Raw genomic sequence first — 12,342 nt, forward strand, 5'->3', positions numbered from 1 at the left:
CAAACGGCAGTACCGCGCTCCAAACCACATCGCTGAAGTTGACGCGGCTGTACACCATCTGCGCTCCCGCATCGTTGCGCGCCAGAAACAGCATATCCTCCACCAGCTTTTTCATGTTGGCTGCTTCCTCCTGGGTATTGAGCACCCAGCGCTGTTGATTTGCGACGGTATCCTCCTTGTGCGAGAGCAGGATGCCGGTGTTGGCAAGGATGACGGTCAACGGGGTTTTCAGCTCATGGGAAGCGTCCGCTACAAACTGCTTCTGCTGTGTCCAGGCTTTTTCCACCGGACGCACCACCCACGCGGACAGGAAAAAGCTGATGAAAAACAGCGCCACCAGTCCTCCTGCGCCGATCAGCAGAGCGGACGCCACAAAGTCGCGCATCGACTCGATCTCCTGCGTTCGATCGACAAAGGCAATCCAGCACTGGCCTTCCCGCTCCTTTGCAAGATACCGCAGACCCAATCCATGCAGTACGCCGCTGGTCTGATCCTTATTTTCCAGCTTCTGTTTGACAGCATCCACCGCCTGTGTCACGGTGTCCTCGCTGAGCCTCATGTTATCGCTCTGATAAGAAACAAGGTTGCCGTTGCTGTCCAGCACCGCGCAAAAGGAAAGCAAAAGAGGAAAGTTTTTTCTGTCTCCCATCTTATCAAATTCCAGCTTGGGAGCCGGATGCTGTCCGTCGTCAAAATAACGCTCCATTACCTTGGTGCTGTCCATCACCAGCCGGCGCTGAGTGCTGACATACAGCCCGATAAACACGATCAGCAGCACCATCGACACCAACACCATGTTGATCAGCAAAAATTTTCTGCGCAATCTTCGGGTCATATCCTCAATTCTCCTCCAGATGATAGCCTACCTTGCGGACGGTGCCGATGCCGGCACGGGAGCCCAGATAAAAGAACTTCTTGCGCAGGAAGGAGATGTAGGCTTCGACATTGTTGTCCTCCGCATTGGAATCGCTGCCCCATACCTTCACAATCAACTCCTCCTTGGACACAATGCCTTTGGGATTGGCAAGCAGGAGCTTGAGCACCTCGAACTCCTTAAAGCCCAGGCTGACCGATTTTGCACCGCAGTGCAGTGTACGGGAGGACAGCTTGAGGGTCAGATCCGCCCAGTGAATATCCTCCAACACCACATCTCCCTGACGGCGGGAGAGCGCCCGAATCCGCGCCAGCAGCTCCTCCGGCGAGAAGGGCTTGGTCATATAGTCGTCGGCGCCGCAGTCCAGACCGGTCACCTTGTCGCTGATCTCATCGCGGGCGGTCAGCATCAGCACCGGAACAGAAATATTGTTCTCCCGCAGCTTTTTGACCACCGAAAATCCGTCCATCTTGGGCAGCATCACGTCCAGTACTATGACATCGTACTGCCCGCTCAGTCCATAATCCAATCCGTCCTGACCGTCATAGACCATATCCACATTGTACCGCTGTTCCTCCATGATCTGTCCCAGCGCCTGTGCCAGTCTTTTTTCGTCCTCTACAATTAAAACTCTCATTCTCCATTTCCTTCCTGTCAAAAACGCTGTACCAATACCGTGGGATACTGCTCTTCAGGCAGATAGCCGAGCTTCTGCGCCAGATGTGCCGAAATGGGATTGTCAGCATCCCAGTCGGGATATTTTCCGCGCTGTACACCCGCATAAATCAGGGCAGCCGCTGTGTGCAGCGCATATCCTCTCTGCATCTGATCCTCGGCGGTCTGCACCTGTATGGTAAAACCGGTGTTGGAAACCAGATAGGAGGAGGCTCCGCTGAGCGGCTTTCCATCCCTGGTCAGCAAGAATCCCAGTCCGTGCCGCCGGTAGCTTTCATAATCTGTAAACTGCGAACAGAAATCGTACATCCAGGTATGGTGCCGGCTCTGCTCAAACCAGCAGCGGTCGATGGCCTCCAGCCTAGTTCCCTCCGGCAGATGCTGGGACAGATGCCGCAGCTTATTCAGCACCTGTGCATTGCGGTAAAAGCGAAACCTCTGCCGCTGATAGCGCAGCGCATCCTCGAAGATTTCCTCCGCCAGCGCAAGCCACCGGTGATCCGGCGCTATCACTAGCTGATTGGTACGCTCTCCCACCGCCTCCTGTAAAAAGCCAGCTTGCGGCTTTCCAAAAAAGAAGCGAAAATCCCCCATCATCACTGCGGCACAGCTGGGATGCTCCCGACTGTCCACCGCAAAGGATGCCGGCGACTGCTCCTGTGAAAAAGGGCTGTCAAAGCAGCAGGACAGCATCTGCCATCCTTTTTCCTTCCCTGCAATCTGTGGAAAATATCCTTTATAACGGTCATAGTCTTTTCTCTGCAATACCATCATGGCAATTTCCCTCCATGATACTATCATAGCATAAAACACTGTGCCTTTCCACGATTCTATCCTTTTTGATTGTGATTGTACGTTATCAACCTTAAAACAATCTGAAAGAATTTTTTCAGACTATTTTAAGACTATGGTTGTATTCTTTGAAGGTCATCAGGAGCACAACAAACGGAGGTTTCAAATGGCACAGAACATCTTTAAACGATATGAGAAAAAATATATGCTGACGCCGCAGCAGCATCGCTTTCTGCGGGAACATCTGCAAGGACGGATGAAGATCGACGAATATGGTCTGCACACGATTTGCAGCATCTATTTTGATACCGACGATTATGCACTCATCCGTGCCTCGCTGCAAAAGCCGGTTTACAAAGAAAAACTGCGGCTGCGCAGCTACGGCATCCCGTCCAGCTGTGACGAAACTGTCTTTCTGGAGCTGAAGAAGAAATACAAGGGCGTCGTCTACAAACGCCGTGTGGGAATGAGTCTGTCGGAGTATCGAAATTATCAATCTTCCAATCTGCGGCCCATCTGTGACGGACAGATCCTGCACGAGGTCGACTGGTTCCAGCATCTGTGGCACACCACACCTAAGGTTTTTCTTGCCTATGACCGCATCGCCATGTACTGCGAGGAGGACTCGGAGCTGCGAATCACCTTTGACCAGAACATTCGCTGGCGCGATCATCATCTCTCCCTCTCCTTTGGAGATGAAGGATATTCGCTGCTGCCAGAGGAGCATCAGAACGATGTCCTCATGGAAATCAAGATTCCTGCCGCAATGCCTCTGTGGCTGAGCGCGTTGCTCGACGAGGCGGGCATCTTCCCTACTTCTTTTTCCAAATACGGCTATTGCTATCAGCACTACATCTTCCCGCAATGGGAAAAAAATCTTGTTTTTGGAGGCAAAATCTATGCTTGATACTCTCTTTGCGAGCGTCATTTCCACAACCGTCAACTGGCAGGCCATCATCCTGTGCACCCTTTCCTCTCTGATTCTGGGTGCTGCCGCTGCCGCCATCTACTGCTACAAAAACACCTACACCAAGAGCTTTGTCGTCACGTTGGCGCTGCTTCCGGCGATGGTGCAAATTGTTATTATGCTGGTCAACGGCAATCTGGGCGCCGGCGTCGCCGTTATGGGTGCATTCAGCCTGGTGCGCTTCCGCTCCGTTCCTGGCAGCGCAAGAGAGATCGGCAGTCTGTTCTTTGCCATGGCGCTGGGCCTTGCCACCGGCATGGGATACCTCGGCTATGCGGTACTCTTCCTCCTGCTGATCGGCATTGCCAACATCCTTCTGTACAGCACCAGCTTTGCTGCTCCCAAGCTCATTGATCGGGAGCTTAAAATCACCATTCCTGAATCGCTTGACTACGAGGGCGTCTTTGACGACCTGTTTGAAAAATACACCACCCGCCATGAGCTGCTCCATGTCAAGACAAGCAACATGGGCAGTCTCTATGAACTTTGCTATCTGGTGCGCCTGAAAGATACCGGCATCAACAAAAACTTTCTGGATGAGATTCGCTGCCGCAACGGCAATCTCAACATCACCTGCGGACGGCTTTCCACCGTGCGCGACGAGTTGTAAGGCAAAGGAGGTTTCCTGCTTGTTATCTGCTTTTTCATTTCGTCGGCAGCTGGTTGTGCTGATGCTGTGCATTGCACTGCTCTGCACCGGATGCAGCCAGACTGCCGCCGTTTCCTCCACTGATACGACCGAGGAGATTACCACCGGCACTTCCGGCGACACCTCCTCTTCCGATTATTCCGACTTTGAACTGGACGACAACTACGATGCCGACAGCGCCGCCACCATCACACTGGACGGCGACACTGCTTCCAGCAACGGCACCGGCGTTTCGATCGCCGACGGCGTTGTCACCATCACCAAAGCCGGCACCTACCTCATCAGCGGCACCCTCGACGACGGTCAGATCGTCGTCAACACCGATAAAACCGAAAAGGTCTGGCTGGTGCTGGACAACGCCAGCATCAGCTGCTCGGACAGCAGCCCGATTCTGGTGCGGCAGGCCGACAAGGTCAAGGTGACACTTGCTCCGGACAGCCAGAACACTCTTTCCGATGGCGAAACCTATCTGGAGGACGAGGATAATCCCGACGCTGCGCTGTTTTCCAAGGATGACCTTGTCGTCAACGGAAGCGGCAGCCTGACCGTCAACGGCAACTATAAACACGGCATCGCCGGAAATGACGACCTCGTTATCACCGGCGGCACCTTTGACATCACCTCCAAGAGCCATGCCCTGCGCGGCAAGGACTCTGTTTCGATTCTCGACGGTACTTTCACCCTCACCTCCGAAAAGGATGGTATTCAGGCAAGCAACACCGAGGACAGCACCAAGGGTTGGGTCAAAATTGACGGCGGCAGCTTTGTCATCCGCAGTTCCGGCGACGGCATCCAAACCGAAACCGATCTGACCGTCAACGGCGGCAGCTTTGATATTATCAGCGGCGGCGGTGCAGAAAACGGATCGGAGCATACCACTGCCACCATGGGCGGCGGTATGGGCGGCGGACGCTTCCAGCGCGATGATGCCACCTTTGACGGCACCACACCGCCGGAAAAACCTGCGGATGGTGCTGCACCTGCGGATACACCGTCTGAAAATACCGCACCGGCATCCGCATCCTGATTTTAATATCTTCTTGTGGGCACACCTCGGCAGTTTTTCTCCTCACTCTTCTGCCAAGTCTCCTTCACTCGATGGTGCCCACAGCTCAAATATCCTTTCTTTCAAAAGCAAAAGCTCCCCTTTCGGGGAGCTTTTGCTTTTTGTTCTTATTCTTCTGTCTCGTTTAAGCGGACCATGTGCAGATGATCCTCCCAAACTCCATTGATTTTCAGATATTTTTTCGCCAGACCTTCCTCACGGAAACCGCACTTTCTCACCACACCAAGCGACGCCTGATTGTGCGGCATGATGTTTGCTTCGATGCGATGCAGTCCCAGCTCCTCAAAGGCGATGTGGACACACTCGTTCACCGCCTCGGTCATCAATCCGCGGCGAAGATACTCCGCGTCCAGACTGTATCCCAGAAAGCAGGACTCAAAGCAGCCCCAAACAATGTTGTTCAGTCCGATTTTGCCGATGATCTTTTCCGGCTCTTCCCTCATGGAAAGATAAAACCGAAATGACTGTGCCTGAGAGGCATTGATCTCCTCCTGCTCCAAGATGCTGCGCTGAAAAGCTTCGGTGTAAAAGGCAGGTTCACGCTGCGGCTCAAAAGGGCGCAGAAACGCCTCGTTACGCCGGTAGTAATCTGCCAGTGCCGCTGCCATGGAAATGCTGGCAGGACGCAGCAGCAGGCGTTTGGTCGTATAACAATCCTTCATTGCCGTTTTCCTCCCTAGACTTCCCGCTTTTTCTGCTTTTTCAGGTAGGCTGCCGCCTGTGCAGTGGAGGCATAACGGTCGTACTGCTGATATAGCCACTGTTCGACAGCGCCCATTCCCTCTTTTTCCAACGTCTCCATGATGAAGGTCGTCTGGTCCACCAATTCGCTGTGTTCCAGATTAAACTCTCCATACCACACCTGCAAAAGCAGGGTACCTTCCTTCTTGTCAGGGGTAAACTTATAGTTCATCCCGTTGCGGCTGCCGGTCAGCTTGTTCTCACTGGTGAAGTAGGTGATGGTGGGAACATAAAAATCCTTTACCGAGTAGTCCATCTATTTCCCTCCAAACAATTTTGCCAGCGGGCTGACCGCCTTGCCCAGATTGTCCACCGCCTCATTGAGCGCGTCGATGTCGATCTGTTCCAGAACATCCACCGCTTTTTTCAGTTCCTCCACGCTCTCCTGCATCGCAGTTTCACCCTCTTTGGTCAGGCTGTTGATGTCCTCCAGCACCTGCTGTGGATTTGCCGCGTTGACCTGTTCGAGCACCTGTTGGGCATTCTCCAGCGCCTGCTTTGCCTGCGGAGCCATCTGCTGCACCTCGGAAAGAGCGGACATCCCACGTGGGACCAGCACCAGTGCCGAAACTGCCGCGACCACCAGCACGCCTGCTGCACAGCCGGTGACCATCTTCAACAGCAATTCCACCTTCCGGTTGTGCTCCTGCTGACGTTGTACAAATTCCAAAAAGGTCTTGGACTCTTCATTTCCGTTTTCGATGACTTCTTCCATGTCTTTGATTTCTGCCAGTTTTCCCACAAAATCCGTCCTTTCCCTGATGATGTGTTTGTCGGTTGTTATTTTGCCTTCTGCTCCTTCGGAACGATCAGATTGAGCAGAATCGAGCTGATTGCCACGATGCTGACCTCCGAACGTCCAAAGATGTCGGTCATCCACTGCGGGAATCCTGCAAAGACGTTCGCTGTCTGCGGAATACCGATCGCCAGCGCGATGGACAGTCCGGCAATGAACATGCTGCGGGCGCTCAGCCCTTCGCGGGCAAGCATCCGCACGCCGGTCATTGCGATGCTGGCAAAGACGGTGATGGTCGCTCCTCCCAGCACCGGCTGTGGAATGGTGGTCAGAATCAGCGCAAATTTAGGCATCAGTGCCGCCAGAGCGACGATGCCTGCCGCCAATGTAAAGACCTTGCGATTGATCACCTTGGTGGTGGTAACGATGCCGACGTTCTGTCCTGCGGTCGCTACCGGAGAACCGCCCAGCAATCCGCCGATCATGCTGGCGATATTGTTGGCGATGACGCCGCCCGAAATTTCACCTGGAGTTGCATTGCGGTCAAATGCACCGTTTGCACTGGCCTCCAGCTGTCCCATATCCTGCACCGCATTGACCACAAAGACGATACCCAGCGCCACCATTGCGCTCGGAACAAACTCGACACCGAAATGCAGTGGCTGCGGCAGCTGAAACCATGCTGCCTCGCCAATGCCGGAAAAGTCGATCATGCTCATCGCCAGCGCCACCAGATAGCCGACCACCATGCCCAGCAGTGTAGAGGAAGCCTTGACCATGCCCTTTCCAAACTGACCGCACACAATGACGGTAGCCAGTGTAATCAGGGCAAGCAGCCAGTTTTTCATGCTGCCATAGTCGGGAGCTGTGCTGACGCCGCCCGCCATATAGTTGATGGCGGTATCATACAGCGAGATACCGATGGTGACAACCACGCTTCCGGTGACAATCGGCGGAAACAACCGGCGGATATACTTGAAAAAGACGCCGACCAAAATTCCCATCAGTGCGCCAAACAGCTGAGCACCCAGCATCGCCGCCATACCATATTGACCTACAATCGAGCTGAGCGTCGGCAGAAAGGCAAAACCGCTGCCGATCATGACCGGCAGTCCGCTGCCTACCAGTCCGCAGATGGGATAATGCTGCAAAAAGATGGCGATTGCCGCACCCAGCAGCGACGCCTGTACCATGACGATCTGTTCTTTTCCAGCAAGTCCGCCTGCACCAGCCACCAGCATCGGCATCGAGATACAGCCGACCACCATCGCGACCACATGCTGCAGCGCCATCGGCACCGCCTGTCCCAGCGAAACCTTTCCTCTTGGACTGTACAGTCCCTGACCATTGTTCTGTGTGCTTTTTTCCATAGATGTTCTCCTGTTATTTGATAGTTTGCTGCTGTTCATCCAGATCGAACACCAACGTATCCGACCGTTTTAGCAGCGAGCAGATCAGCGGAAGGTTTGCCTTGCGCAGCACTGCCGCCACCCGCTTGTGATTAAAAAGTTCCACCAGCGCCGCGCAGTAGCTCTCACTGGCGCTTTCCAGAAAGCCGACCTCATCCACTGCCGCCCAGCTTCCCGACGCTTCTGCAGCGCGGTACAGCGCCTGGGTGCCAAAGTGATCCAAAACCTCGCGGTCTGCTTTCGGCTTTCCTTTGCCGTCGCCGTAAGCCATGGGCTGCTCCTGACCGGTGCAACGGTCGCGCAGCATCACCTTGGTTGCACAGCCGCCATCATCGCGCACTGCATAGGAGCACACACCGGCATGTTCTGCGCCATCGAGCAGCCCTTCCAGCAGCAGATGCTCCAGCAGCGTTGTCTTGCCTGCGCCGCGGCTGCCGGTGATGAGCAGATGCCGCTTTTCTCCCTGCGCCAGCATCGTTTTGATCTGCTGTGTCCAGGATTGCAGCCTGTCCATTACAGCTGCTCCCAGTCACAGCCGTCGATGAGCAGCTGTGCAATCTTTTCCAGCGCCTCTTGCTCAGGCTGTCCGTAGCGGTCGAAGGAATAGCTGTCCAGATCGAGCACCGCAACAACCTTGTCCTCGCGGATCATCGGGACGACGATCTCCGAGTTGGAACCGCCGTCGCAGGCGATATGTCCCGGGAATTTGTGGACATCGGGAACCAGCTGGGTCTGTCTAGTGGCAGCTGCTGTACCGCAGACACCGCTGCCCACCTTGATGCGGCGGCAGGCCGGTTTGCCCTGGAAGGGACCGAGCACCAGCTCTCCCTCCTTCATCAGATAAAAGCCTGCCCAGCTGACCTCCTTCCACGCCTCAAAGATGGCGGCGGAGGCATTGGCAAGGTTTGTTATCAAATCTTTTTCCCCTGCAATCAGGGCGCGAACCCGCATCACTGCCCAGCGGCAGGCATCCTCGCGGGAGGTAAAATTGACCGGTTTCTGTTCCATAGTTTGCTCCTTTCCAGCTGCAAAACAATTTCGTTTTTTTAATTCTAATCGAGAGCAACGCTTTTGTCAAATCGGCGGTTAAAAAAAGGCGGTCAGCAAAAGCTGACCGCCTTTTTGATGGCACATACGCCTGTGAAATCTTATTTGCCCAGCAGTTTGCAGGCTTCCTCAACGATGTTTGCTGCACGCAGACCAAACTCGGTGATGAGGTCGCCGCCAGGACCGGAGTGACCAAATTCGTCATGAACGCCCATCTTGACCACTTTGCAGCCGATGCCGTTCTCGCAGACTGCTGCACAGACTGCATCGCCCAGACCGCCGATGACCGAATGTTCCTCGATGGTGATCACCTTGCCAGTCTCGGATGCTGCTTTGCAGATCAGCTCCTCATCGAGCGGTTTGATGGTGTGGATGTTGATGATTCTGGCGTCGATGCCCTTTTCCTCCAGCATCTTGCCTGCTTCGATCGCCTCTGCTACCATCAGTCCGGTGGCAACGACGGTCACATCTTTACCTTCGCGCAGAACGATGCCTTTGCCCAGCTCAAAATGGTAGGTTTCCGGATCGTTAAATACCGGAACTGCCATTCTGCCAAAGCGCAGATAAACAGGTCCGACGTACTGAGCAGCTGCACGGACAGCGGCTCTTGCCTCTACGTCGTCGGCAGGATTGATGACAACCATGCCAGGGATGGTGCGCATCAGAGCGATATCCTCGCAGCACTGATGGGTCGCGCCGTCCTCACCGACCGAGATACCTGCATGAGTTGCACCGATCTTGACGTTCAGGTGTGGATAGCCGATCGAGTTTCTGACCTGCTCAAACGCTCTTCCTGCTGCAAACATAGCAAACGAGCTTGCAAATGGGATCATGCCTGCCGCTGCAAGACCGGCTGCCACGCCCATCATATTGCCTTCAGCGATGCCGCAGTCGATAAAACGCTCCGGACATGCTGCTTTAAATTTTGCTGTCTTGGTAGCGCCTGCAAGGTCTGCATCGAGCACTACCAGGTTTGGAATTTCTGCCGCCAGCTCAGCCAGTGTCGCGCCGTAGCTGTCGCGGGTTGCAACCTTTTTGATCTCTGCCATCGTTTCAATCCCCCTCCATTACTTTTCAAGCGCAGCCAGCTGCTCGCCCAGTTCCTTCATCGCAATTTCGTACTGTTCGTCGTTCGGTGCGGTTCCATGCCAGGAAGCCTGATTCTCCATGAAGGAAACGCCCTTGCCCTTGACGGTTTTTGCGATGATTGCGGTTGGCTTGCCCTTGACGGTGCAGGCCTCTTTGTAAGCTGCTTCGATCTGGTCAAAGTCGTGGCCGTCGATGTTGATGACATGGAAGCCAAACGCCTCAAATTTTTTGTCGATCGGATAAGGGGACATAACGTCTTTGATGTTGCCGTCGATCTGCAGACCGTTGTTGTCTACCAGCACGCACAGGTTGTCCAGCTGGTAATGAGAAGCAAACATGGCAGCCTCCCAAACCTGGCCTTCCTGAATCTCACCGTCGCCCAGCATCGCATAGACACGGTAGTCCGCACCGGTCAGCTTGGCAGCCTTTGCCATGCCGCAGGCAGCAGAGATGCCCTGTCCGAGCGAACCGGAGGACATATCCACGCCAGGGATTTTTTTCATGTCAGGGTGACCCTGGAGTCTGGAACCGATCTTACGCAGAGTTTTCAGTTCCTCCACTGGAAAGAAGCCGCGGTGTGCAAGTGTTGCATACAGCGCCGGTGCAACGTGACCTTTCGAGAGGACGAAGCGATCGCGGTCCGGCTTATTGGGATTCTGCGGATCAACATTCATCTGAGAAAAATAAAGATAGGTCATGATGTCTGCGGCGGACAGAGAGCCGCCCGGATGACCGGATTTTGCACAGTGGGTCCCTTCGATGACACCCATGCGCACCTTGCACGCTGTGATAGACAGCTCTTTTTTCAAATTGCTGTTCATGTTGTGGGATCATTCCTTTCCGTTTGCTCTATAATCTCATACAATCTTAGCGATTATATGTTTGTTGCAGATAGCAGATAAAATCAGATACAGCTCCATTTTCGCACGAATCGGCGATAAAATCAACCTCTTTTTGCAGATTTGGGTCGCCGCTTTTGGGAACCGCCGAAAAATCGGCGATCTGAAGCATCGGCTGATCGTTTTCGCGGTCACCGATGGCAGCTGTTTTGCACAGTCTCATCGCCTTCTGAATCATCTTCATGCCGCGTCCCTTGTCCACGCCGTCGGTCACCAGCTCCAGATAGAAGGCGTCGCTCTGCACCGGATAAAATCCCTGCGGATTTTTTCCTTCGATGTAGGCGCGCACGGTAGGAATCTGCTCCGGCGGGATAATCAGCACCACCTTATGCCAATGCTGCGGACCGTCCTGTTCGGAATAATATTTGCAGCAGTCCTCCCGCTCATACATCGCCTTGCGCTCTGCCACGCCCTGAATCGACTCGTCTCCCCAGCGGATCACCCAGTAGTTGTCCGGCTCGACCAGCATTGCACCGATCTGCAGAAAGCGTTCGAGCAGCTCAAAAACAAACGGGCGCACATGGTCGGGAAGCTGCGCTTCAAACAGCACCTCGCCGGTCTGCTGGGAATAGATATAGCTGCCGTTGATGGTAATGATTGGCGCATTGACCGTCACCTGCGGCAAAATTTCTCCCAGCGCACATTTTGGGCGTCCGGTACACAGCGTAAAGCTGCCGCCCAGCTGCTGAAACTGCCGGATTGCTTCCAGATTGTTCTTTGGAATATAGCTCAGTTCTGCCAGCGTTCCGTCAATGTCCGAGACCAGCAGCAGCCCTTTAAAATTCGGTTTGTCCATCGTCGTCCTCCTCTTTGGGTTTGAGCGTCTTTAAAAATGCGGTAAAGTAATCCGGCAGCGGCGACTCAAAATAGAGCCGCTCGCCGGTGATCGGGTGGTCAAAGCCCAGCGCTCTGGCATGCAGACACTGTCCTTCCAGGCGTTTGATCGGCCGTTTGGGACCGTACACCTCGTCTCCTGCGACCGGATGGCCCAGATAGGCCAGATGGACGCGGATCTGATGGGTGCGTCCTGTTTCCAGCCGGCAGCGCAGATGGGTAAAGCCATCGTAACGGCGCAGCACCTCAAAGTGGGTGATTGCCTCTTTTGCACCGGCAAGACTGCCGTCGGGCAGGCGGCAGTCGGTGCGTACCGCCATCTTCTGCCGATCCTTTGGACTGCGTCCGATCGGAAGGTCGATGCAGCCCTCCTCCTCTTTGACGTTGCCGTAGACCACCGTTTCATAAAAGCGGTCAACCGAATGTGCCTGAATCTGTCGGCTCAGTCCCCGATAGCTTTCGTCGTCCTTTGCGCAGACCAGCAGACCGCTGGTGTCCTTGTCGATACGGTGGACGATACCCTGCCGTTCGATGCCGTTGCAGGCTGTAAACATTGTTGATCAT

At 54.4% G+C, this 12,342-nt stretch carries 16 protein-coding genes; 3 read left to right on the forward strand and 13 right to left on the reverse strand.

Translation table 11 applies throughout. The annotated features are described in order from the left end of the window. The 3 genes from Q0L39_RS07885 to Q0L39_RS07895 all read right to left on the reverse strand — a co-directional run. Window positions 1-835: histidine kinase dimerization/phospho-acceptor domain-containing protein (locus tag Q0L39_RS07885; protein WP_296628155.1), on the reverse strand; the 835-nt coding region annotated here is incomplete at its 3' end. Window positions 836-839: 4 nt separating this feature from the next. Next, window positions 840-1,511: a response regulator transcription factor gene (locus Q0L39_RS07890; RefSeq protein ID WP_296628156.1), complete on the reverse strand. Its 672-nt coding sequence runs from the start codon at window positions 1,509-1,511 to the stop codon at window positions 840-842. Between the two features lie 17 nt (window positions 1,512-1,528). Continuing rightward, complete coding sequence (locus Q0L39_RS07895; RefSeq protein WP_296628158.1) at window positions 1,529-2,323, reverse strand: GNAT family N-acetyltransferase; 795 nt, start codon at window positions 2,321-2,323, stop codon at window positions 1,529-1,531. Between the two features lie 184 nt (window positions 2,324-2,507). Between Q0L39_RS07895 and Q0L39_RS07900 the strand changes: the two genes are divergently transcribed. The 3 genes from Q0L39_RS07900 to Q0L39_RS07910 are packed head-to-tail and all read left to right on the forward strand — an operon-like array spanning window position 2,508 to window position 4,984. After that, the gene (locus tag Q0L39_RS07900) at window positions 2,508-3,248 is read left to right on the forward strand and encodes a polyphosphate polymerase domain-containing protein (protein WP_296628159.1); all 741 of its coding nucleotides are present in this window, start codon (window positions 2,508-2,510) and stop codon (window positions 3,246-3,248) included. Then, window positions 3,241-3,918 (forward strand): DUF4956 domain-containing protein, encoded by a 678-nt coding sequence (locus Q0L39_RS07905; protein ID WP_296628161.1) that lies wholly within the window; start codon window positions 3,241-3,243, stop codon window positions 3,916-3,918. The genes Q0L39_RS07900 and Q0L39_RS07905 overlap by 8 nt, the downstream gene beginning before the upstream one ends. Window positions 3,919-3,937: 19 nt before the next feature. Further along, complete coding sequence (locus Q0L39_RS07910; protein ID WP_296628162.1) at window positions 3,938-4,984, forward strand: carbohydrate-binding domain-containing protein; 1,047 nt, start codon at window positions 3,938-3,940, stop codon at window positions 4,982-4,984. 146 nt (window positions 4,985-5,130) lie between these two features. On the opposite strand, the gene Q0L39_RS07915 is transcribed toward Q0L39_RS07910, so the two are convergent. The 10 genes from Q0L39_RS07915 to Q0L39_RS07960 form a co-directional block, all read right to left on the reverse strand. After that, complete coding sequence (locus Q0L39_RS07915) at window positions 5,131-5,685, reverse strand: GNAT family N-acetyltransferase (protein WP_296628164.1); 555 nt, start codon at window positions 5,683-5,685, stop codon at window positions 5,131-5,133. 14 nt (window positions 5,686-5,699) lie between these two features. After that, complete coding sequence (locus tag Q0L39_RS07920; protein WP_296628166.1) at window positions 5,700-6,020, reverse strand: hypothetical protein; 321 nt, start codon at window positions 6,018-6,020, stop codon at window positions 5,700-5,702. Next, a complete protein-coding gene (locus Q0L39_RS07925; RefSeq protein WP_296628167.1) occupies window positions 6,021-6,506 on the reverse strand; it encodes a hypothetical protein in 486 nt (161 codons plus the stop codon). Window positions 6,507-6,544: 38 nt separating this feature from the next. Further along, window positions 6,545-7,870 carry a solute carrier family 23 protein gene (locus tag Q0L39_RS07930; protein WP_296628169.1) on the reverse strand — a complete coding sequence of 442 codons (1,326 nt, stop codon included), beginning with the start codon at window positions 7,868-7,870 and terminating at the stop codon, window positions 6,545-6,547. A gap of 13 nt (window positions 7,871-7,883) precedes the next feature. Continuing rightward, window positions 7,884-8,423 (reverse strand): nucleoside-triphosphatase, encoded by a 540-nt coding sequence (locus tag Q0L39_RS07935; RefSeq protein ID WP_296628170.1) that lies wholly within the window; start codon window positions 8,421-8,423, stop codon window positions 7,884-7,886. Further along, window positions 8,423-8,917 carry a GAF domain-containing protein gene (locus Q0L39_RS07940; RefSeq protein ID WP_296628172.1) on the reverse strand — a complete coding sequence of 165 codons (495 nt, stop codon included), beginning with the start codon at window positions 8,915-8,917 and terminating at the stop codon, window positions 8,423-8,425. Before Q0L39_RS07940 ends, Q0L39_RS07935 begins: the two co-directional genes overlap by 1 nt. 140 nt (window positions 8,918-9,057) lie before the next feature. Continuing rightward, the gene (locus tag Q0L39_RS07945; RefSeq protein ID WP_296628173.1) at window positions 9,058-10,005 is read right to left on the reverse strand and encodes a transketolase C-terminal domain-containing protein; all 948 of its coding nucleotides are present in this window, start codon (window positions 10,003-10,005) and stop codon (window positions 9,058-9,060) included. An 18-nt stretch (window positions 10,006-10,023) separates the two neighbouring features. After that, complete coding sequence (locus Q0L39_RS07950; RefSeq protein WP_296628175.1) at window positions 10,024-10,866, reverse strand: transketolase; 843 nt, start codon at window positions 10,864-10,866, stop codon at window positions 10,024-10,026. A 46-nt stretch (window positions 10,867-10,912) separates the two neighbouring features. Then, the gene (locus Q0L39_RS07955) at window positions 10,913-11,740 is read right to left on the reverse strand and encodes an HAD-IIB family hydrolase (RefSeq protein ID WP_296628176.1); all 828 of its coding nucleotides are present in this window, start codon (window positions 11,738-11,740) and stop codon (window positions 10,913-10,915) included. Beyond that, window positions 11,721-12,332 (reverse strand): RluA family pseudouridine synthase, encoded by a 612-nt coding sequence (locus Q0L39_RS07960; protein WP_296628179.1) that lies wholly within the window; start codon window positions 12,330-12,332, stop codon window positions 11,721-11,723. The genes Q0L39_RS07955 and Q0L39_RS07960 overlap by 20 nt, the downstream gene beginning before the upstream one ends. Between the last annotated feature and the right edge of the window lie 10 nt (window positions 12,333-12,342).

The sequence above is a fragment of the uncultured Negativibacillus sp. genome (assembly GCF_944388365.1).
GTDB lineage: Bacteria > Bacillota > Clostridia > Oscillospirales > Ruminococcaceae > Negativibacillus.